Consider the following 21,318-nt stretch of genomic DNA (forward strand, 5'->3'; position numbering starts at 1 on the left):
GTAGCCCAACTGGCGGATAGTCGCCCCGGTGCGCTTGCCCAGCTTGATGTAGAGCGTCACCGCTCGAATGCGGTCTTAGTATGAATACATGAACTACTTTCAGGTAGTCCAAGATTTCGTCCGCACCCCCCAACAAATAGCCCAATGAGCGCGTACCGCCTGGGCGATTTGCTTGGCAAACTGGTGATCAAGAAACGTCGATCACTAGGGGTATTCCCCGTGTGCTCCTAGATTTGCTTGACGCTCAATGATTTTTGTTTTTAAATATGAACAGTGATTCACAATTCATACATTGGATTATGAGTTGCTTATTGGATATGTAAACAAGCAGGGCTTTGACCTGTAGAGCACTACCCGAGCAAGACCAAGGCACACGCGGCATGAGCGTGCGCGTTTATGGAGACAAAATGAAATTACGATCAATTAGTGTTTCGATTGCATCCGCATTCAGCATCGCACTTCTTTCCACACCCGGTTTCGCGCAGGACACCATCAAGATTGGCATGACGTCCGCGTTGACCGGTCCTTATAACGAATACGGTGAGGGCGGCAAGCGGGGCGTCGACATCGCCATTGAGAAATGGAATGCGCGCGGAGGCATCAATGGTAAGAAGATTGAACTGGCGATGGCTCTCGACGACCAGTTGGTGCCTGATCGCGCAGTTCAAAACATGCGCAAGCTGCTCGACAACAAGGACCTTGCGGGCATCATCGGCCCGGCCGGCAGCGGGCCGACCCTGGCGGTAATTGAAATGGCGGCGGCAGACGGTCGGCCTTACATGAATCCCGTTGCCCAGTCGCCTGCTGTGACTTATCCGGCCGGCGGCACTCCTCGCCCCAACGTATTCTCGTTTGCATTGCAGAACGACGTCGAGGCCAAGGTGCTGGCCAACTATGTGGCTAAACGCTTCAAGAAGGTCGGCTTGATTCACGAAAGCACGGCCTACGGCACGGGCGGTATCGACCTGATCAGCAAGGAGCTTAAGGCGTTAGGTGGCGCCCAGTCTGTCGGTGTCGAGTCGTATAACCAGCGCGCGCAGGATATGACAGCGCAACTGGCTAAGCTGCAACGCGCCGGTGCCGATGTGATCCTGTGCGTTGGCCTGGGGGCTGACCTCGCCGTTTTGCGTCGCACCATGGCGCGCCTCAACATGTCGGTGCCGTTGGTGGCATCGAATGGCGCCTTGTCAATCCCGTACCAAGAGGGTGCCGGCGAGTTGGTGACCGGAACCCGGGGAACCATGGTTGGTGTCTTTGGTGAGCAGCCATTGAATGCCGCCGCCAAGGAGTTCGCAGACGCGTACAAGGCCAAGCATGGGCCAGACCGCTGGTGGGGTACCGACCCCGCCAGTCCGCAAATTTTCATGTCGCTGTCGGTGACCAATGCGTATGACGCTGCGAATGTGCTGTTCGAGGGTATCAAGCGCGCCAACTCTACCGATGCGGCGAAGGTGAACAAGGCCATTGAGGGCATCACGGGCCTGCGCGGCGTCAATGCTGTCTATTCATTCTCTCCGGTCAAGCACCACGCCATCACCGAGAAGGACGTGTCCGTGTTCGAGTACGTGAAAGCAGGCGACAAGTCCGTGCTGCGTATCGCCAAAGACTAACCGTCAAGATAACAAGGAGCCCATCGATGGAGTTCTTCCTGCAACTGGTATTCGCGGGTGTCTGCGTGGGTGCGGCCTATGCGCTGATCGCGATGGGCTTGTCGCTCACGTTCTGGACAACGAAGACCCTGAACTTTGGCCAGGGCTCGCTGCTGATGCTGGGCGCCGTGTCTTCTACCGGCCTGATTGCCGCGGGCATGCCGGCCGGAGTCGCGTTGCCACTGGCCCTGCTAATCACGGGTGCCTTGATGGGCGTGGCCGAGCGCGTGACGATCCGGCCGCTGCTCAAGTCCGGTGAGAGCATGGGCTGGGTCGTTTCCACGCTGGGGTTTGGTCTGTTCGTGCAGGGCTTTGTTGCGAAGTTCTTCGGTTCGCAGGCGATCGCCGTCCCTCCGTTGGTGTTCGATAGCATGGCCTTCGTCTCCATTGCCGGCATTCAGGTGTCGGCCCAGTCGCTCTCCGTGCTGGTGGTTTCGCTGGTGCTGATGGTGGCAATGGAGCTCTTTCTCCGGCGCAGCGCCTGGGGCAGGGCCGTGCTGGCCGTTGCGCACGATGCCGACGCGGCCTCGCTAGTCGGCATTCCGGTGCGTCGTGTGGTCGTGGTTTCTTTCGTCGCGAGCGGCGTGCTGGCCGGGCTGGCCGGCATTCTGCTCTCGCAGATCAACGGGACCGTTGATCCGGGCTTTGGCTTCAACCTCATGGTGCTGGGTTTCGTGGCGGCGGTTTTCGGTGGCATGGGAAGCATCCAGGGCGCCATGGTTGGCGGCATGGTACTCGGCGTGATCGAGAAGCTGGTCGGGGGCTATGTGTCGACGGCATTCGAGCATGCGATGGCGTTTGCGATTTTGATGGTGATCCTGGCAACACGGCCCCAAGGCCTGTTCGGCCGGGCTGAAGTGACCAAGGTTTGATGATGCTGACTAAAGTAAGAAACAGGATGGCGTTCGTCGCGGACCCGCGAGTTGTTCTGGTGCTCGTGCTGGCGCTGGGCATTGGTTCGGAGTTCGCGTCCGGTTCCACCGTACAACTGTGGTCTTTCGTACTGATCAATGTGCTGATCGCACAGAGCATCAACTTGCTAACAGGCGTTGCCGGGCAAATCTCGCTCGGCCACGCGGCCTTCCTCGGTATCGGCGCGTACACCTCTGCCTTGTTGATGAAAAAATGGGGTGTTCCGCTGCCGGTCGCCCTGGTCGCGGCCACGCTGCTCAGCGCGGCCGCCGGGTGGTTGTTGTCGTTCGCGGCTGGCCGGGTCCGCGAGTTTTACCTGGCCATGATGACGCTGGGATTCGGGATGATCTTCTACGAGCTGATCCGTGAATGGACAGCTGTGACCGGTGGGGTAGCCGGCCTCAGTGGCGTGCCCGCTCCATCCCTCAAGACGCTGAGCCTGAACGGGTATGCCGTGGGTCCCGTGGCTTACTTCCAGATCATGCTGGCAGTGACGGCGGTTGTCATGTGGCAACTTGGCAATTTCCAGACCAGCACCTATGGGCGTGCGTTCTTCGCGATTCACGCCTCTGAAGTGGCCGCCGGCAGTATCGGTGTGGCGCGCGTCGGCACCAAGCGCGAGGCCTATACCATCAGCGCTGCGCTGACGGGGCTGGCCGGCGGTTTCTACGCGCATTTGGTGGGTTACCTCGGCCCCGAGTCCTTTGGCCTGCACCGCTCGGTCGAAGCGCTCGTCATGGCCGTCGTGGGGGGACTGGGCAGCCTGTCAGGTCCAGTGCTGGGAGCCATCGTGTTCACCTATCTGCCTGAGAAGTTGCAGGTTTTCGCGGACTGGCAGTTCATGGTGTACGGCCTGCTGCTGATGGTTTCTTTTGTCCTGCTGCCAAAGGGGCTGGCCGGGTTGCTGCTGCCGCGCAGCCGCTACATCAAGGTATCGGCACAGGCAGGCGCAAAGAAACTCGTAAGCCACCGCTCTGGAGTTGAAAGCAAGACTGCGGCAGGAATAAGCGCGGCATCAGACACGGAGCCGCTGCTGGTGGCAAAGGACATCGGGTTGAGCTTCCTCGGTCTGCGGGCGCTGGATGGTGTCACTCTGGAGATCCGGCCGGGCCAGATCATTGGTCTCGTCGGCCCGAACGGCTCAGGCAAAAGCACCCTGGTCAACGTGATCAGCGGCATTTATCGCCCGAACGCCGGCGTCGTGACCTTCGAGGGCAAACCGATCACCGGTCTGCACGATCATGAAGTGGCCCGGCTCGGTGTGTTGCGCACTTTCCAGGACCCTCGGCTGGTGCCTACATTCACGGTGCGTGAAAACGTCCTGATGGGCATGCACAGGCTGTATCGCCAGGGGCGTGTGGCTGCAGCCCTGAACCTGCCATCCGCACAGCGGGAGGAAGCAGAAATGCTGGCACGAGTCAACGAGGCCTTGGCGCTTGCCGGCCTGACTGGGTTGGCCGACATGCCGGTTAAGGACTTGCCCTACGGCGACCAGCGCATGACCGAACTGTCACGTGTGCTCGTGGCTGACCCGCGTGTGGTCCTTCTCGATGAACCCGCAGCAGGGCTTTCCGAGGGAGAGCTGGTTCGCCTGGCGGATGTCATACGGGTCCTGAAAGGGCGAGGGGTGTCTGTCGTGCTGATTGAGCACCACATGGATTTTCTTGACGACCTTGTCGATGACGTCGTCGTCCTGGAAGGCGGAAAGATGATTTATCGGGGTGGTATGGAAAGCATGTACCGCAACCCTGCGGTGATTGCAGCCTACCTGGGAACAGAAGGCCGTCCGGAGGTGAAACATGCTTGAAGTTCAAGGCCTGCAGGTACGGTACGGTTCGATCACGGCCGTCCGCAACTGCAATCTGACGGCGTCTTCCGGGACGATTACGGCAATTCTCGGCGCGAATGGCGCCGGCAAATCCTCGCTGATGAAAGCCATCTCGGGGCTGGCGCCTGCAAGCGCAGGCACGGTACGGGTCGACGGCACCGATGTGACCAGAATGTCGGCGCATGAGCGGGCGCGCCTCGGCATTTCCCATGCGATGGAAGGACGCAGGCTGTTCCACCGGATGTCGGTCGAGGACAACCTGAAGCTGGCCTGGGATTTCCGGCATCGGGAGGGGTCGTTTTCACAAGCGCTGGATCAAGCCTTTGCGCGCTTTCCGGTGCTGGCCAACCGGCGCGCAAGCCAGGCCGGCCTGATGTCCGGTGGCCAGCAGCAGATGCTGATCCTGTCGGCGGCCCTGATTCACAAGCCGCGCTACCTCCTGCTCGACGAGCCCTCGCTGGGTCTGGCGCCGGTGATCGTGCAACAGATCTTCTCGGTGATCGAAGGAGTGCGCCGCGAGCAAGGCACGACGGTCATCCTTTGCGAGCAGGTCGCTGCACTGGCGCTGAGCGTGGCGCAGCAGGGGTATGTGTTGCGTCGCGGCGAGGTCGTGCAGTGCGGCCCTGCGGCACAGCTTGCCGCCGATCCGGCACTTTCCGCCGCCTATCTTGGCGCATAAATTTCAAAAAGAGACAAGCATGGCAATGTCCGGTATCTATGAATTCCTGGCCCAGGATCGGGTGATTTTCGGCCGGCCCGCGCACGAAGCCGTAGTCGAAACGGCCGACAAGCTCGGCAAACAGCGTCTCATGATCGTTGCCAGCAAGTCGCTTAGCCGCAAGACCGACGTCATCAGCACAGTGACTGATGCGTTGGGCACGCGGTGCGTCGGCTTGTTCGACGAATGTGTCGAGCATGTGCCGCGCGAATCCGTGCTGGCCCTGGCCGACGAAGTGCGTCGTCTGCAGCCCGACCTGATCGTGACGATAGGCGGCGGCACCCCGATGGACACCGTCAAGGTGATGCTTGTGGTGCTGGCCGAAGACATCCGGGACGTCGAAGGCTTCGACCGGGTACGTATCCGGGTAGGCGAGGATGGCAAGCGGGTGGTGCCCGTGGTCAAGGATCCGCCGCTGCGCCAGATCATTGTGCCGACCACGCTGTCGGGTGCCGAATTCTCCAGTCTCGGCGGTGCGACCGACCATACACGCCAGGTCAAGGACCTCTACCATGGCCGCTTTATCGGCGGGCAGGTGGTGATCCTCGACGCCGCGGTGACGGTGCATACCCCGGCGGGCCTCTGGCTGTCCACCGGCATTCGCGCAGTCGATCATGCCGTGGAAACCATCTGCTCCCGCAGCCCCCAGCCGTTTACCGACGCGACCTGCCTGCATGGCTTGACCATGCTGTCGAAGTCCCTGCGCATCAACCATGTCTCGCCTGACAACCTGGATGCCCGGCTCGAAAGCCAGCTTGCGGTGTGGCTTGCGTCGACCGGACTCGGCCGGGTGGAGTGGGGCGCCAGCCACGGCATTGGCCACCAGCTGGGTGCCGTTGCCAACGTGCCGCACGGGCATTGCTCGTGTGTGATGCTGCCGAGCGTTCTGGTCTGGAACCGCGCGGTCAACAGCGAACGCCAGGCCCTGGTCGCCCGGGCGATGGGCCGTGACGACGGCGACGCGGCCCAAGCTGTGGCCGATCTCGCAGCGTTGCTCGGTCAGCCCTCCCGGCTCCGTGATGTCGGCGTTGAGCGTTCGCATTTCGATGCCATCGCCAGGGGAGCAATGCAAAACATGATGGTGCGGAGCAACCCACGACCGGTGACATCCGAGGCCGACATCCATCAAATCCTTGAACTTGCTTGGTAAACACTATGTCAAAAAAAGAAAAGACGGAACAGTTGCTAGCACTCAACCGCACGATGCTGCTGATCCGTACTGTTGAAGAAAGCCTGATAAAACTGTTTTCCGACAGCGAAGTGCCTGGCTTCATTCACCTGAGCCTCGGGCAGGAAGCTGTTGCAGCCGGTGTGATGGCCGCCTTGGATGGGCGCGATACGATGGCCACGACCCACCGCGGCCACGGGCATGTGCTGGCGCGTGGCCTCGACCTCGACCTCTTTTTCAGGGAGATCATGGGCAAAGCCGGCGGCATTTGCGGCGGGCGGGGCGGTTCCATGCATGTGGCCGACATGCGACTCGGCATCCTTGGCGCGAACGGCATCGTCGGTGCGGGCATTCCAATTGCCCTCGGCAGCGCTCTGGCGCACTCTGTGCGCGGAAGCGGCGGTATCGCTGTCGTTTTTTTCGGCGACGGCGCAATGGCCGAGGGTGTGCTCCATGAGACCCTGAATATCGCAGCGCTCTGGAAAATGCCGTTGCTACTGGTTTGCGAGAACAATGGCTGGTCGGAGTTTTCCCCGACAGCCCTGCAGTTCGCCGCCCAGCTGAAAAACCTGGCCAGCGCGTTCGGAATTCCCCATACCCAGGTCGACGGCAGCGACGTTGAGGCGGTCGCAGACGCAGCGGCGGCTCTGGTCGGAGAGATTCGCAACGGTGCCGGCGCACGCGTGCTGGAATGCTCGACGCATCGGGTCCGCGGGCACTATGAAGGTGATCCTCAAAAATACCGCGAGGCGACCGAGCTGACTGCAGTCGCCGAAGCCGATCCGCTCAAACACGCCCGCAAGGCGCTGCTGGCGCGCGGCGTCAAGGACCAGGCACTGGACGCAGCGGTCACTGATATCGAGGCACAGGTAAAAGCGGCGATTGACGGTGCCCGCGAAGATGTTCAGCCCGAATTTGAGGCTGCCTTCTCCGACGTCTACACCCAGGGCGCACGCGCCTCCTATGGAGCCCAAGCATGAGCAATCCGACGGAAATGAAATACTTCCAGGCGGTCAATCAGGCGCTGCGTGATGCGATGGTTGCTGACCCGACTGTGGTTTTGCTGGGCGAAGATATCGCCGCAGCCGGCGGCTCCTTCAAGGTGACCCGTGGCCTGCTCGACGAGTTTGGCCCGGCACGCGTGCGTGATACGCCGATCTCCGAAGCCACCATCGCAGCAATGGCGGTCGGGGCCGCGATGACGGGACTCAAGCCGGTGGTCGAGATCATGTTCATGGATTTCATCACCCTGACGATGGACGCGCTGGTCAACCAGGCAGCCAAGGCACGGTTCATGTTTGGGGGCCGCAGCAGTGTGCCCATGGTGCTGCGCACACCGCACGGCGGCGGGCTCAGTGCCGGCCCGCAGCACTCGCAGTGCCTGGAAGCCTGGTTCGCCCACGTGCCCGGTCTGAAGGTCGTTTGTCCCTCCACACCTGCGGATGCCTACGGCCTGTTGCGCACCGCGATCAACGATTCGGACCCGGTCCTCTTCATCGAGCACAAGGCCCTGTACGGCAGCAAGGGGACAGTTGATACCAGCGTTGCCATCGAGATCGGCAAGGCGCGCATCGCCCGCAGCGGTCGTGACGCCACGATCGTCACCTACGGCAGCACGGTGGCGACCTCGCTGGCGGCGGCCGAAGAGCTGGCCCGCGAGGGCATCGAGGTCGAGGTAATCGACCTGCGCAGCCTGCAGCCCTGGGACAGCGAAACCGTGTTTGCGTCCATTGCGCGGACGCACCGGGCCGTGGTCGTCCACGAGGCCGTCCAAGCCTTCGGCGTGGGCGCGGAGATTGCGGCCCGCATCGCCGATGAGGCCTTCGACGAACTCGATGCACCGGTCGTGCGCGTCGGTGCCCCGTTCATGCCGGTCCCTTTTGCAAAGTCGCTTGAAAGCGGCTATGTCGTTACCGCCGAAAAAATTGTCAAGGCGCTGCGGCGAACCCTTGAGTAATACCTCGGCGGAGCATCCCCTCAACCCATAACTGGAACCCTCCATGACTGAACAGGCAATACTGAGCGAAAAGCGGGGCGCGGTAGGCGTGCTGACCATCAATCGCCCCAAGACCTTGAACGCACTGAACGTGCCGACCCTGCTCGAAATGGAAGCGGCCCTGACCGCCTTCGAGACGGATAACGAAGTGCGTGCCATTGTTATTACCGGCGCGGGCGAGCGTGCCTTCATCGCCGGTGGCGACATTGCCGACCTGGACAGCCGGCGCGGTCTTGCGCACTACCAGGAATTTGCAGAAGTGATTCACCGCGTGTTTCGCCGCTTCGAAGACTGTGACAAGCCGACGATAGGTGCCATTAACGGCTGGGCGCTGGGTGGCGGCACTGAACTGCTGCTCACGCTCGACATCCGGCTGGTCGCGGAGGACGCCAAGCTCGGCTTGCCGGAAATCACGCTGGGCCTTTTTCCGGGCGCCGGAGGATCGCAGCGCATCATCCGCCAGATCCCCCTATGCCGTGCCAAGGAACTGATGTTCACCGGCGACCAGATCACCGCCGCCGAAGCCGTGACATTGGGCCTGTGCAATCGCACCGTGCCCAAGGCCGAACTCATGGCTCAAGCGCTGGCGCTGGCCGACAGGATTGCCCAGAAGTCGCCTCTGACGCTGAAGCTGCTCAAACGCAGCATGCGCCAGGGCGTCGAGATGCCGCTGGGCGCTGCACTGTCGTACGAGCAGGCGATCATCGGGTTGGTGCTCGACTCGAACGATGCCCATGAAGGCTGCCGTGCGTTTCTCGAAAAACGCCCGGCCCAATTCAAAGGAAACTGACCCGTGCGTCGCGAACTCCTGATGCCCAAGCTGGGCCTGACCATGACCGAGGGTGCGCTGGCCGAATGGATGCTGGTGCCCGGCGTGGCCTTCAAAGCCGGCGACGGCATTTTTGTCGTCGAGACCGACAAGGTAGCCAGCGAGGTGCCGGCCGATTACGACGGCGTCCTGCTCGAGGTGCTGGTTCCCGTCGGCGAGATGGTCCAGGTCGGCGCCGTCATCGGGTACGTCGACGACGGGGTGGCCGGCTCCACCAGCAGCCAGCCAGCATCGCCACCGGTCGCCGCTGCCAGTGCCGTGCCGGTCATGCAGTCCGGGGAGATCCGTCGTTTTTCGACACCGCTCGCACGCCGCCTCGCCGCCCAGTTGGGCGTGCCGTTGGCGGACGCTGTAGGCAGCGGGCCACGCGGCCGGATCAGAGCCGCCGACGTGCGCGCCGCGCAGGGCGGCCAGACTCGAACTGCTGCCGCCCCTGCGCTGGCGGCGCCGGTTGAAGCTGCCCGTCCCACTGCGGCCGCCACCAAGACCAAGCCGACACCGACCCAGGCGACGATGGCGCGTCGCCTGACACAAGCCAAGCAGCAAATACCTCACTTTTACCTGGCGGCGGAAGCAGAGGTGACCAAGCTGATGGCGCTGCGCACAGAGCTCAATGCCATGCCCGGTTACCCGAAGCTGACACTGACCCATCTGCTGGTTGCCGCTGTCGGCCGCGCGCTGCGCGAGCTGCCGGAACTCAACCGGGTGTGGACCGACGACGGCATCGTGTCCTTTGCATCCTGCGATGTGGGTGTCGCCGTCAATGCGGGGCGCGGCCTGCTGGTGCCGGTGGTGCCCGACGTGGCCGGCCGTTCTCTCGAAGGCATTGCGCGGGCTACCCAGGAACTGGTCGACAAGGCCCGCAATGGCGAGCTGGAGGCCGGCCAGATGAGCGGCGGTGCGATCAGCATTTCCAACGCCGGCATGTTCAACGTGAGCTGGATGACGCCGATCATCAATCCCGGCCAGTCCATGATCCTCGGTGTCGGTAGTGTGCGTGAGCTGTTCCGTCCCGATGCCAACGGACAGCCGGCCTTGCGCCGTGAACTCGGTCTTGTACTTGCGGCAGATCACCGCATTCTTGATGGCGTGTCGGGTTTGAAAATGCTCAACGCCGTGATTGCCAGCCTCGAGAAACCCCTGTTCCTGCTGACCTGAAACTGGATGAAATAGCCATGCCTGCAAACATTCCCCTGACCCGGCGTTTGGCCAACTTCGTTGTCTCGCTCGATACAAGGAGCCTGCCGCCGGAGGTGCTGGAGAAGGCACGCGCCTGCCTGCTCAATGGCTATGGCATGGCACTGGGCTCCCACACCACCCCGTTTGCGCCCGTTGCGCGTGCGGCGGTCCTGGCCATGGATGGCCGGGTCGACGCGGGTGGCGCCACGCTGCTGGGGGACGGACGCAAGACCACCATGGGTGGAGCAGCGCTGGCCAACAGTGCGCTGTTTCACGGTCGGGCCCAGGAAGATACCTGCGGCGCGGCCCACCTGGGAGCCATCATGATTCCGCTGCTGACCGCGATGATCGAAGCACGCGGCTGGCCGGTCGAGCGCTTGATCCCGGCGCTGGTCGCCGGCTATGAAGTCGGCGGCCTGATCGAGAGCGCCTATTCGGCAAAAACTACGCCTTCCGGGCTGCGGGCCTCGCCCTTGTACGGCGTCATCGCCGCCGCCGCCGCCGCCGCTCGCCTGATGGACCTTCCGACCGAGAGAACTGCGGCGGCAATCGCCAATGCGGCCTCCTTTGCCGGTGGCATTCTCCAGTCGTTTGACGATGGTACCGATGAATGGCGCTACCAGGTCGGCGTCGCCGGTCGGCAGGGGCTGATCGCGGCCGAACTGGCCAAAGCCGGCTCGGTGTCGGCACCGCACGCTTTGGAGGGGCGCAATGGATTTGTCCGCGCATTTGCGCGGACCGACTGCGATGTGGATGCGCTGGCTGCCCGCTTGGGCCGCGACTGGTCCATGCACCGGGTGACCTTCAAGCCGTACCCGGTATGTGCCTTCAACCAGACGCCGGTCACTGCGGGGCTGGCACTGCGGGAGCGCATTGCAGGGCGGGCCATCAATGCGGTACGCGTGCGCATGAACCCTTTTGAAACCGGCTATGCCGGCATGGACAGCAAGGGCCCCTTCAACAGCGTCTCGGGCACCTTGATGAGCATTCCGTTTTGCATTGCCAACACCCTGATCAACGGCGTGCCTTCGATGGCGCACATGACCACCTACACGGACGCCAGGGTCAACGCTCTGATCGGGCAAATCGACCTGCTGGCCGATGAGAGCGTGCCGCGCCTGAGCTGTGTCATTGAAACTGATCTTCAGGACGGTAGCGCACTGGTGCAAGAGCAGCGGATGACCGCGGCCGATTATTCGTATGGGCGTGACCAGGTGTCTGAACTGGTGCGCCGAATCGGCACCGAGTCGGGCGTGCCGGGTGCTGTGTACGACAGCCTGGAGAGTTTTGTCGCCCATCCGGATCAGGGGATTGGCGTGGTCCTGGCCTGCTTTGCAGCGTTGCCCTCGGTGTTGCAAGAAGGAGTCGCTGCATGAGCACCACAAGTTACGACCTGATCGTGATCGGTGGCGGTCCGGCCGGCTATGTCGCAGCGATCCGGGCTGCCCAGCTGGGCATGCGTACCGCACTCGTCGAGCGTGAGCAGCTCGGTGGCATCTGCCTGAACTGGGGTTGCATCCCAACCAAGGCCTTGCTGCACGCGGCTGAAGTATTGCGCACCCTTGACAGCGCAAAAGCCTTGGGCATCCATGCCGGCCAGGCAACATTCGACTTCAAGCAAGTCATCGCGCGCTCACGAACGGTCTCAGGACAACTGACCAAAGGAGTGCGGCAACTGATGGCCAAGCACAAGGTCACGGTCGTTGCCGGTGAGGCCCGGCTGGACGGGCGGGGCGGCGCCGATGTCATCACAGGCGATGCCCCCTTGAAGCTGAATGCGCCGCATATCGTCGTCGCTACCGGTGCCCGGCCGAGGGAACTGCCTGGCGCACCGGCCGACGGCAAGTGCATCTGGAACTACCGTCACGCCCTGGCGCCTGCCGCGCTTCCCCAATCCCTGTTGATCGTGGGTGCGGGCGCCATCGGTATGGAGTTCGCGAGCTTCTACGGAACCATGGGAACGGCGGTCACCGTGATCGAAGGCCAAAGCCGGGTGCTGCCGGCCGAGGACGAAGAGGTTTCCGCATTTATCGAGAAAACCTATCGAGCCCAGGGCATCGATATCCGCACAAAAGCGACCATCGACGCCATCCAGCCGGAGCAGGGCGGTGCCGTCGCTTCGCTGCGCACGGCGACGGGTTCCGAAACCCTCAAGGCGGAACACGTCCTGGTGTCGATCGGGGTCGTGGGCAATACAGAAGGTCTGGGCTTTGAAGGCACCAGGGTGCAGATCGACGCCGGGCATGTGGTCACCGACCCTTTTGGTGCCACAGCCGAACCTGGCATCTATGCGATCGGCGATGTGGCTGGCGCGCCGTGGCTGGCCCACAAGGCTTCCCACGAGGCTATTGCCTGCATCGAACGTATTGCAGGCCTTGCCAGCGCACACGCGCCACGCAAAGATACTATCCCATCATGCACTTACGGCCACCCCCAGACTGCGAGTATCGGGCTCACGGAGCGCGCAGCAGCAGAAGGCGGCCGCAAGATTCGGGTCGGTCGTTTCCCCTTCCGCGCCAATGGCAAAGCGATTGCGCTTGATGAAGCTGACGGTTTTGTGAAGACGATTTTTGACGCGGACAGCGGGGAGTTTTTGGGAGCGCATCTGGTGGGCCCTCAGGTGACAGAACTGATCCATTCGTTTGGCCTCGCCCGCATCATGGAGGCCACTGAGGCTGAGTTGATGCAGACGGTATTTCCCCATCCAACGCTTTCGGAAACGCTGCATGAATCAGTGCTCTCGGCGTTTGACCGAGCACTGCATATCTGAGGTTGTTTATGACTATAAAAAGCAAGAGTGAAATCGCTATCGAACCGGCAGGCGTTGCCAGCCCATCCGAAACGTCATCACCACGCGGACCGGCAATTCGCAAGCCGCTCAAGGTAGCAGCTGAGGTACACAGCTGGCGCGGTGCCCGCAACCGCAATGAAAAAGCTGAGTTGATTCGCGACTGCCTGTTTCGAGCGGCGGGAGAAATTGTTGGTGATGTCGGTTACGCCGATGCTTCCATTGCGCTGATCACCAGCAAGGCGGGATTGGCCCAGGGCACCTTCTACAACTATTTCGAATCGCGCCAGGATATTCTGGACCAGCTGCTCCCGGCGTTGGGCCAGCAGATGAGCCAGCATGTAAGGAACCACGCCCGCAAAGGCCGTGATTTCAGCGAGCGCGAGGAACTGGCTTTTCGCGCTTTCTTTTCCTTCCTCAAGGATACGCCGCACTTCTTCAGGATACTAAATGAGGCCGAAAGTCTCGCGCCCAATGCCCACCATACCCATATAGAAGCAGTAGCACGCGGGTATATGGACTTCCTGGATCATGCGCATGCCGATGGCGAGTTTCCCGGCTTCGAGCCGAAAGAGCTCGAGGTCGTGGTCTTCATGTTGATGGCGGCCCGGAGCTACCTTCCGATGCGTTACGCGAATGGTGCAGAAGGCCAAACCGAGATCCCGGATTGGGTCGTCAAGGCCTATATGAAGTTCATCAAGTACGGCCTGATGGGCCAGCCGCCTGCCAAGCCCGCCGACGCCAGCCAGGCGCGTGTTACCAAGGAAGCCGCCAGTCCTGCTCCTGCGACGCGCAAAACGCGTGCGCCCAAGCGCACTCTCTAACCGATTTTCTACCTCCTTCATTTTGACGCGGCAGAAGTTGCCCAACGTCGATCCCTACCTACCCATTAAGGAAATTTCATGGATTTTCAATTGACCGACGAGCAAAAAATGATTGCCGACAGCGCACGCAAAGTCGGCGACCGTTTTGGCCTGGACTACTGGCGCGACCAGGACAGTGCCAAGGCTTTCCCCACGGAATACTGGCGCGCGGTGTGCGAGGCCGGGCTCGGTGGCGCGGCGCTGCCGACCGAGTATGGCGGTTCAGGTCTGGGGGTGCTCGAGTTGTCCCTGATCATCGAGAACCTGTCCGCAGCAGGTGGCGGCTCCACGGTTGGCCAGCTTTTCATGATCAACCCGATTTTCGGCGGCGTGTCGATTTCCCGCTTCGGAACGCCCGCCATGAAGGCGGAGCTGCTGCCGAAGTTGATTGCCGGTGAGATGAACTTCTGCATGGCGCTGACCGAGCCGGACGCCGGGAGCAATTCGCTGGAAATCAAGACCTTTGCCGCGGAAGACGGGGACGGCTGGATACTCAACGGCCGCAAAATCTGGATCACCGCAGTGCCCGACGCGCAAAAAATGCTGGTGATTGCCCGCACGAAGAAGCTGTCCGACTCCAAGAGCCGCACCGATGGTCTGTCGATGTTCATGATCGATGTGGAGCGGGAAGGCCTGACCCATTCGGTGATCGACAAGGTTGGCACCTGGACGCTCGCATCCAGCAGCGTCTTTTTTGACAACGTCCACATCCACAAGCATGAGCTGCTTGGAACGCTGCACGGTGGCTGGCGCGAGCTGCTCGACGTCCTGAACACCGAGCGCATTGTGACCACCGCCGGCCTGGTCGGCACCGGAGAACTGGCGATCAAGCTGGCCGTGCAATACGCCAACGACCGCAAGGTGTTCGGCGGCAAGCCGATCAGCAGCTACCAGGGCCTGCAGTTCCCGCTGGCGCAGTGCCATGCCGAGGTCGAAGCAGCGCGCCTGCTAAACCACAAGGCAGCGGCCAACTTCGATGCAGGAAAGCCATATGGTAGCGAGGCCAATGCCGGCAAGCTGCTGGCTGCGCAGGCTGTGGCACGAGCCACCGAGCGTGCCATGCAGACTATGGGCGGCATGGGTTATGCCAAGGAGTACCACGTCGAACGCCTGTGGCGCGATTGCCGTCTGTTCCGGTTTGCGCCCATCTCGGAAGAGATGATCCTGAACTACATCGCGATGCATGACCTTGGCATGCCAAAGTCCTACTGAAGCGTGACGCCGCACTTCCATTCCATTTCCACATAGGAGATCAGTTCATGGTTTCGTTGAGCGCAGCGGTTCTTTATCACGCACGCACGACCCCGGATCAGCTGGCCATTGTCTACCGCGATCAACGCATCAGCTATGGAGAACTGGCCGGGCGGGTGTGCCTGTGCGCAGGCATGTTGCGCGAAAGCGGCATTGGCCCTGGGGACGTGGTGGCGCTGCTCATGAAAAACAGCAGCGCCTTTCTGGAGCTCGGGCTGGCAGTGAGCCACCTGGGCGCGGTGCTCCTGCCCATCAACTACCGCCTTGCCACGGAAGAGGTCGAATACATCCTCGACCACGCGCAAGCGAAATTCCTGTTCGTCGATGACGAGTTTGCCGCCACGGTTGAAAGTTTTTCTGCCAAACGCATCGTCGATCAGGCTGCGCAGTCCAACACCGACCATCTGGCCGGCCATGCAGCGCCTGTGCCTGCCGCCTATGCCAGCAAGCCCGACGCGCTTTACCGGCTGATGTACACGTCCGGGACGACCGACCGGCCGAAGGGCGTGATGCACACCTACGGCAACTGCTACTGGAAGAGTTTTGATCACATCATCCACCTTGGCCTGAACCGCGACGACCGCCTGCTGGTCGTCGGCCCGCTATACCACGTGGGGGCCTACGATCTTCCTGGCATTGCGGTGCTGCTTGTCGGCGGCACCTTGTTTGTTTTGCGTGATTTCGAACCGGACGCCGTGCTTGCCGCGATAGAGCGCGAGCGACTGACCTGTGGCTGGATGGCTCCGGTGATGTTGAATCGCGTGCTGGCCTATGCCGATCGGAGCCGCTTTGACGTGTCAAGTTTTAAATGGCTCATCGGCGGCGGGGAGCGAACGCCGGAAGAGCGCATTCGTGAATTCACGGCCCTGTTTCGTGCCGGGCGCTACATCGACGGCTACGGCCTGACAGAGACATGTTCCGGCGACACCCTTATGGAAGCGGGGATGGAGATCGTCAAGATCGGCTCGACCGGCCGATCCATGCCCCACGTCGCCATCGAGATTCGCGACCATAATGGCCGTTGCCTCCCCCACGGCGAGCAAGGCGAGATCTGCGTGCGCGGCCCTAAAGTCACGCCGGGCTACTGGCGGGCGCCCGACAAGACCAAGGCATCCTTCTTTGCTGACGACTGGTTTCGCACCGGCGACATCGGCTACCTGGATGCCGAAGGCTTCCTGTTCCTCACCGATCGCATGAAGGATATGATCATCAGCGGCGGGGAGAACATCGCGTCCTCAGAGGTCGAACGTGCGCTTTATCAGCTGCCTCAGGTCTCAGAGGCGGCAGTCATCGGCTTGCCCGACGAGCGCTGGGGCGAACGGGTGGTGGCGGTTGTTGCCCTCAATCCGGGCGCCAGCCTGTCGGAAGCCGAGATGGTGGCGCACTGCCGGTCGATATTGGCCGGGTTCAAGGTTCCCAAGCAGCTGATCATCAGGGAATCGCTCCCGAGAAACCCGTCTGGCAAGGTGCTTAAACGGCTGCTTCGTTCCGAACTCATTGTGCCCAGTCACCCATGAACTGACGTTCGGGATTGATCGATCAAATACAGTCAGGAGTTCAATATGCAACAGCAATTGGTGGTAGTTACCGGCGCGGCAAGTGGCATTGGTGAAGCCTGTGCCAGGGAGTTTTCCCGGCAAGGCGCCACGGTCGTCCTGGCAGATCGCGACCTCACCGGGGCGCAGCGCATTGCTACGGAGATTGGCGGTCATGCCGTCGTGATGGATATTGGCAGCGAACAGTCAGTCAAGGACGGCGCCGCCCACATCCTGGAAAAGATCGGGCCTGTGGACATCCTGGTAAACAGCGCAGGCGTATTGCAGCGGACCTTGCCGCCCAGCCAGCTGAGTATGAAAGAGTGGGACCTGGTTGCCAACGTGGACTTGCGCGGCACTTACCTGTGCTGCGCGGTGTTTGGAACTGCCATGTCGGAACGGGGACGCGGTGCCATCGTCAACATCGCGTCAGTCGCCGGGATGCGTTCCGGTCCCTTGCATTCGTACGGTCCAGCCAAGGCTGGTGTTATCAACCTGGGCGAGTGTCTGGCTGCCGAATGGGGCCCCAAAGGAGTCAGAGTCAATACGGTGTCCCCGGGTTTTACTGCCACGCCTGCCCTGCAGAAGGGAATCGCGAACCACACACTGGAGACCGAAAACATGTCACGTTCGACGGCATTGGGCCGGCTTGTGAACGCGGGTGAGATTGCTGCGGCTGTGTTTTTTCTTGCATCACCAGCCGCGTCTGCCATCACAGGAGTTAATTTGGCAGTTGATTGCGGATACTTGGTGGCAACGCCTTGGGTCAGTTACGGCGGTCTTCGGACAAGCTAGCACACGCTCGGGATGCCGGTCGACCAGACATTGAGTTTCCTGAAGCGGGAGACGATGCGCCGGAAATCTTTGCGTCTGCGAAATAGCCGCTGGGTAGAGACGCTTATGGGACCAGTGACCTATCTCCAAAGGATAACCAAGTAGCCCATGGATCAGAGCTAATTTCCCTATAAAGTCAGATGCTTTTTTTTGGCGTGCCACTAAGGCCGGACAGCGCCGTCGTGGAAAGGCTCACACCACATTCACAAGAGGTCCTCAATTGCCGCTTCCACCGCCCCAACCCAGAACTCACCTGCATACCCGTCACGTCGTTTTCCGGGGCTTTCGCCGCGAAGATCGCTTGTGGGATATTGAAGCCGAAATGCGCGACACGAAAGCCCAGGTCTTTGAGATCCCCGGAGAAGGGACCTGGCAGCCGGGTGAGCCTGTCCACAACATGGCGATCCGGGTGACGATCGACGATGCCTTGGTGGTGCGAGATATCGCTGTGGCTATGGACGGCGCGCCTCACCCTGAATGTCCGCAGGCCCAAGCACCCATGCAGACGATGATCGGATGCACCATGGGACCGGGGTGGCGGCAGGCTATCGAGCGGAACCTGGGTGGTACTCGGGGTTGCGCCCACCTCCGGGAACTCCTGTTCAACATGGCGACCGTCGCTTTCCAGACAATCCCGGAAAGCCTGCCCGCTGGTGCTGGCGAGAACCCGCCCTTCTATCTAGGCAAATGCATGGCTTGGGATTTCAATGGGTCCGTGGTCCAGCGCCATTATCCGGTCTTCGTGGGCTGGCAACCCAAGGCCAAGGCTGCGGACACCAAGTAGACTATCAACTGGAATTTCGCGTCGCGTCACAAGGCCAAGTGTGCCAATCAGTCTGGTCGAACCGTTGAAGTCAGATCCATTGACGCCCAATCCCTTATTCCGTTGCTGGCCAAAATGGGCGCTCCCTTGTCTGGATTCTTGGTGCTCGGTAACGACCAAGAAGGAATTGTCGCAGGCGTTGAACGCTGGATCTGCAATCACAGCAGTGGTCAACTGGCCCGGTGGAATGTAGCAATCACAGGTAAGTAATTATTCTTAAACAAAGTTCTGGCTCGAACTTTGTAAGGTTTAAGCTTTTCTTGGAGTTGAAGCACTATTTTTTGAGTTAAAAATGAACGGCATCGTGCGCCAAGATGTTTTCAGTCGCCTAAACCTGAAAAATCTCCCCTTTTAATATGGGCGGATTCAAAAGTGAAGTGCAACACCTGCCAACCTGTAAGGTCCGCAGATGCCAACCACCTCCTCGCACTATCACCAGCTCAAGCCTGAAGACCGCGTCACCATCGCCAGCCTAAGGCAGCAGAACCACAGCGTACGTGCAATTTCCCGGCAACTGCACCGCTCCCCGGCGACTATCAGCCGGGAACTGCAGCGCAATGCATCTTCATCTGGCTATGGCAGCGCACATGCCCAGTGCCAGTCCCTGCAGCGCAGACGCTGTGGCAGGCCAGCTATCAAGCTGCATCCCGAGTCGATCCTGTCCTCCCTGGTGATCCATCTGCTGCGGCTGCGCTGGTCGCCCGAGCAGATTGCCCTGACACTGGCGCGCTTGTATCCCCCCGGCCATGAACACTGCGTGTCACACGAAACCATCTACAACTGCATCTATGCCATGCCCATGGGTGAGCTGCGCAAAGAATTGATCGCCACCCTGCGCCACGCCCACAACAAGCGGCTGCCGCGCAGCAAGGGCAAGGACCGCAGAGGCCAGATTCCCGACATGCTGAGCATCCATGTGCGCCCGCCCGAGATCGAAGACCGCCAGTTTCCCGGGCACTGGGAAGGTGATCTCATCAAGGGAGAAGGCAATGCCAGCGCAGTCGGGACCTTGGTGGAACGCACCAGCCGGCTGGTGATGCTGGTCAAGCTGCCTGAGTTCAAACCCGCTAGTGCCACCAACGTCTTGCAGGCCTTCACGGACAAGCTGCTGGGCATTGCGCAGCCGATGCGGTTGAGCATGACGTACGACCAGGGCCGGGAGATGTCCATGCACAAGAAACTCAGTGAGCAAACCGGCATTGCCGTGTACTTCTGTGATCCGCATAGCCCTTGGCAAAGAGGCTCCAACGAGAACATGAATGGCCTGGTGCGCCAGTACCTGCCCAAGGGGACGGATCTGAGCATCTACAGCCAGGAGCAGCTCGATGCGATTGCCGATGAAATCAACAACCGACCAAGGAAGGGACTGGGAGTACGATCACCGCTGGCGGTATACCGCGAACTGCTCGTGAACAGCCCGCAGCACTCCACCCTCATTCACTGAAATCCAGGGTGTTGCACTTCACTTTTGAATCCGCCATGAATGATAACGAATAGATGCTATGTGGGACTACTCAATCGAAGACTACTCAACCGGCAAAGGTTGAGCTAAAAAAGAGGTTTCAAACTTCCGCTGCAAAGGAGAATTGAAATGTCCAGCTTCCACACAGTCCTGCATGGCGAGGGTACGCCGCTTCTGGCTGAGTTGTACATGAGCTTCGAGCTCAGTGACAAGAAGTGGCAGTTGACGCTGAGCGATGGCCGCCGAGGTCCGAGCCGATACGCTGTGAACGCCGGCGACACAACCGCCGTCGCGCAGTGCATAGCCAAGGCCAGGGAGCGCTGCAAACTCCAGCCGCACGCCAAAGCGCATTCGTGCTACGAAGCCGGGCGCGACGGCTGGTGGCTGCACCGCTGGCTGCTTGAGCAGGACGTCGACAATATCGTGGTCGACTCCGCCAGCATCGAGGTGAACCGGCACGCCAGGCGTGCCAAGACCGACCGGCTCGACGGCGACAAGCTGCTCTCGATGCTGCTTCGCCACCACGCGGGCGAGCGTGTGTGGTCGGTGCTGCACGCGCCATCGGCTGAGGATGAGGACGCCCGGCGCGCGCACCGCGAACTGGCACGGCTGTCGAAGGAACAAACCGCTCACAGCAACCGCATCGCTTCGCTGCTGGTGCTGCACAACCTGCGCCCCCACATCACTATCGGCGGGCGCGACTGGGCGCGCTGGTGGGCCGATCATGGGGAGCAGGTGCCGCCGGTGTTGCGCGCCGAGATCGAGCGCGAAAGCGCCCGTCTTGCGCTGGTCAGGCAGCATGCCAGGACGCTGGAGGCCGAACAGCGTCAGGAGCTGGCCGATGGCAAGCAGCCGCTGGTGACGCAGCTGGCCCAGCTGCGCGCCATCGGACCGAAGGGTGCCTGGGTGCTGGTCAAGGAGCTGTTCGGCTGGAGACGCTTTGCCAACCGGCGCGAACTGGCCGGCTGCCTGGGACTGGCGCCCACGCCCTACGCCAGCGGCGACAGCCAGGTCGAGCAGGGAATCAGCAAGGCGGGCAACAAGCGGGCGCGCGCTTTGCTGGTCGAGCTGTCTTGGTGCTGGCTGCGGCTGCAGCCCGACAGTGCCTTGAGCCAGTGGTTCAATCGGCGCTTTGCGGCAGGGGGCAAGCGCATACGTCGGGTGGGCATCGTGGCGCTGGCCCGGCGTCTGGCCATTGCGCTGTGGCGCTACCTCGAACATGGCGAGATCCCCGGCGGGGCGATTCTTAAACCAGCCGCCGTCTGAGGGCAGGCCCCCTTGGCTCGAACACATGGCTTGACATGAAGCGCATCATGATGATCAAAGGTCGACGCGCCCGCGATAAACGCGGGTCACAACACCGTGACTGTTGGCGCCGACCGAAAACTGACCATCTAGAAGTCGAAGGGGGTGCGGATAAAAACTTGGACTGGTTTTATGCCGCAAGTCCAAGACTCACCCTGTATTCGATCGGACTGAGGGC

At 61.3% G+C, this 21,318-nt stretch carries 19 protein-coding genes; all 19 read left to right on the forward strand.

The window, feature by feature from the left end; genetic code table 11:
- Window positions 1-407: 407 nt before the first annotated feature.
- Window positions 408-1,610, forward strand: coding sequence for an ABC transporter substrate-binding protein (locus AC1RDS_RS19995; RefSeq protein ID WP_492227278.1), 1,203 nt, complete (start codon window positions 408-410; stop codon window positions 1,608-1,610).
- Between the two features lie 26 nt (window positions 1,611-1,636).
- Window positions 1,637-2,521, forward strand: coding sequence for a branched-chain amino acid ABC transporter permease (locus AC1RDS_RS20000; protein ID WP_492227279.1), 885 nt, complete (start codon window positions 1,637-1,639; stop codon window positions 2,519-2,521).
- A 2-nt stretch (window positions 2,522-2,523) separates the two neighbouring features.
- Window positions 2,524-4,368, forward strand: a complete 1,845-nt coding sequence (locus AC1RDS_RS20005; RefSeq protein WP_492227280.1) for a branched-chain amino acid ABC transporter ATP-binding protein/permease — start codon at window positions 2,524-2,526, stop codon at window positions 4,366-4,368.
- Window positions 4,361-5,068 (forward strand): ABC transporter ATP-binding protein, encoded by a 708-nt coding sequence (locus tag AC1RDS_RS20010; RefSeq protein ID WP_492227281.1) that lies wholly within the window; start codon window positions 4,361-4,363, stop codon window positions 5,066-5,068. Before AC1RDS_RS20005 ends, AC1RDS_RS20010 begins: the two co-directional genes overlap by 8 nt.
- A gap of 19 nt (window positions 5,069-5,087) precedes the next feature.
- The gene (locus tag AC1RDS_RS20015) at window positions 5,088-6,257 is read left to right on the forward strand and encodes an iron-containing alcohol dehydrogenase (protein WP_492227282.1); all 1,170 of its coding nucleotides are present in this window, start codon (window positions 5,088-5,090) and stop codon (window positions 6,255-6,257) included.
- A 5-nt stretch (window positions 6,258-6,262) separates the two neighbouring features.
- Window positions 6,263-7,255, forward strand: coding sequence for a thiamine pyrophosphate-dependent dehydrogenase E1 component subunit alpha (locus AC1RDS_RS20020; protein WP_492227283.1), 993 nt, complete (start codon window positions 6,263-6,265; stop codon window positions 7,253-7,255).
- Window positions 7,252-8,232: an alpha-ketoacid dehydrogenase subunit beta gene (locus AC1RDS_RS20025; protein WP_492227284.1), complete on the forward strand. Its 981-nt coding sequence runs from the start codon at window positions 7,252-7,254 to the stop codon at window positions 8,230-8,232. The genes AC1RDS_RS20020 and AC1RDS_RS20025 overlap by 4 nt, the downstream gene beginning before the upstream one ends.
- A gap of 43 nt (window positions 8,233-8,275) precedes the next feature.
- The gene (locus AC1RDS_RS20030) at window positions 8,276-9,061 is read left to right on the forward strand and encodes an enoyl-CoA hydratase/isomerase family protein (protein ID WP_492227285.1); all 786 of its coding nucleotides are present in this window, start codon (window positions 8,276-8,278) and stop codon (window positions 9,059-9,061) included.
- 3 nt (window positions 9,062-9,064) lie between these two features.
- Window positions 9,065-10,258, forward strand: coding sequence for a dihydrolipoamide acetyltransferase family protein (locus AC1RDS_RS20035; RefSeq protein WP_492227286.1), 1,194 nt, complete (start codon window positions 9,065-9,067; stop codon window positions 10,256-10,258).
- 17 nt (window positions 10,259-10,275) lie between these two features.
- Window positions 10,276-11,655, forward strand: a complete 1,380-nt coding sequence (locus AC1RDS_RS20040) for an MmgE/PrpD family protein (RefSeq protein WP_492227287.1) — start codon at window positions 10,276-10,278, stop codon at window positions 11,653-11,655.
- Entirely contained in the window at window positions 11,652-13,049 is a 1,398-nt protein-coding gene (lpdA, locus tag AC1RDS_RS20045; RefSeq protein WP_492227288.1) for a dihydrolipoyl dehydrogenase, read from the forward strand. The genes AC1RDS_RS20040 and lpdA overlap by 4 nt, the downstream gene beginning before the upstream one ends.
- An 8-nt stretch (window positions 13,050-13,057) precedes the next feature.
- The gene (locus AC1RDS_RS20050) at window positions 13,058-13,891 is read left to right on the forward strand and encodes a TetR/AcrR family transcriptional regulator (protein WP_492227289.1); all 834 of its coding nucleotides are present in this window, start codon (window positions 13,058-13,060) and stop codon (window positions 13,889-13,891) included.
- A 78-nt stretch (window positions 13,892-13,969) separates the two neighbouring features.
- A complete protein-coding gene (locus AC1RDS_RS20055) occupies window positions 13,970-15,142 on the forward strand; it encodes an acyl-CoA dehydrogenase family protein (RefSeq protein WP_492227290.1) in 1,173 nt (390 codons plus the stop codon).
- Window positions 15,143-15,189: 47 nt separating this feature from the next.
- A complete protein-coding gene (locus AC1RDS_RS20060; protein WP_492227291.1) occupies window positions 15,190-16,698 on the forward strand; it encodes an AMP-binding protein in 1,509 nt (502 codons plus the stop codon).
- Between the two features lie 45 nt (window positions 16,699-16,743).
- Window positions 16,744-17,511, forward strand: a complete 768-nt coding sequence (locus tag AC1RDS_RS20065; RefSeq protein ID WP_492227292.1) for an SDR family NAD(P)-dependent oxidoreductase — start codon at window positions 16,744-16,746, stop codon at window positions 17,509-17,511.
- Between the two features lie 259 nt (window positions 17,512-17,770).
- Window positions 17,771-18,334, forward strand: a complete 564-nt coding sequence (locus tag AC1RDS_RS20070) for a DUF2889 domain-containing protein (protein ID WP_492227293.1) — start codon at window positions 17,771-17,773, stop codon at window positions 18,332-18,334.
- A 448-nt stretch (window positions 18,335-18,782) separates the two neighbouring features.
- Entirely contained in the window at window positions 18,783-19,817 is a 1,035-nt protein-coding gene (locus tag AC1RDS_RS20075) for an IS30 family transposase (protein WP_492227294.1), read from the forward strand.
- Window positions 19,818-19,964: 147 nt separating this feature from the next.
- Window positions 19,965-21,101 (forward strand): IS110 family RNA-guided transposase, encoded by a 1,137-nt coding sequence (locus tag AC1RDS_RS20080; protein ID WP_492227295.1) that lies wholly within the window; start codon window positions 19,965-19,967, stop codon window positions 21,099-21,101.
- 35 nt (window positions 21,102-21,136) lie between these two features.
- Window positions 21,137-21,318: hypothetical protein (locus tag AC1RDS_RS20085; RefSeq protein WP_492227296.1), on the forward strand; the 182-nt coding region annotated here is incomplete at its 3' end.

It is taken from the genome of Acidovorax sp. GW823-FHT02H02, assembly GCF_058797075.1.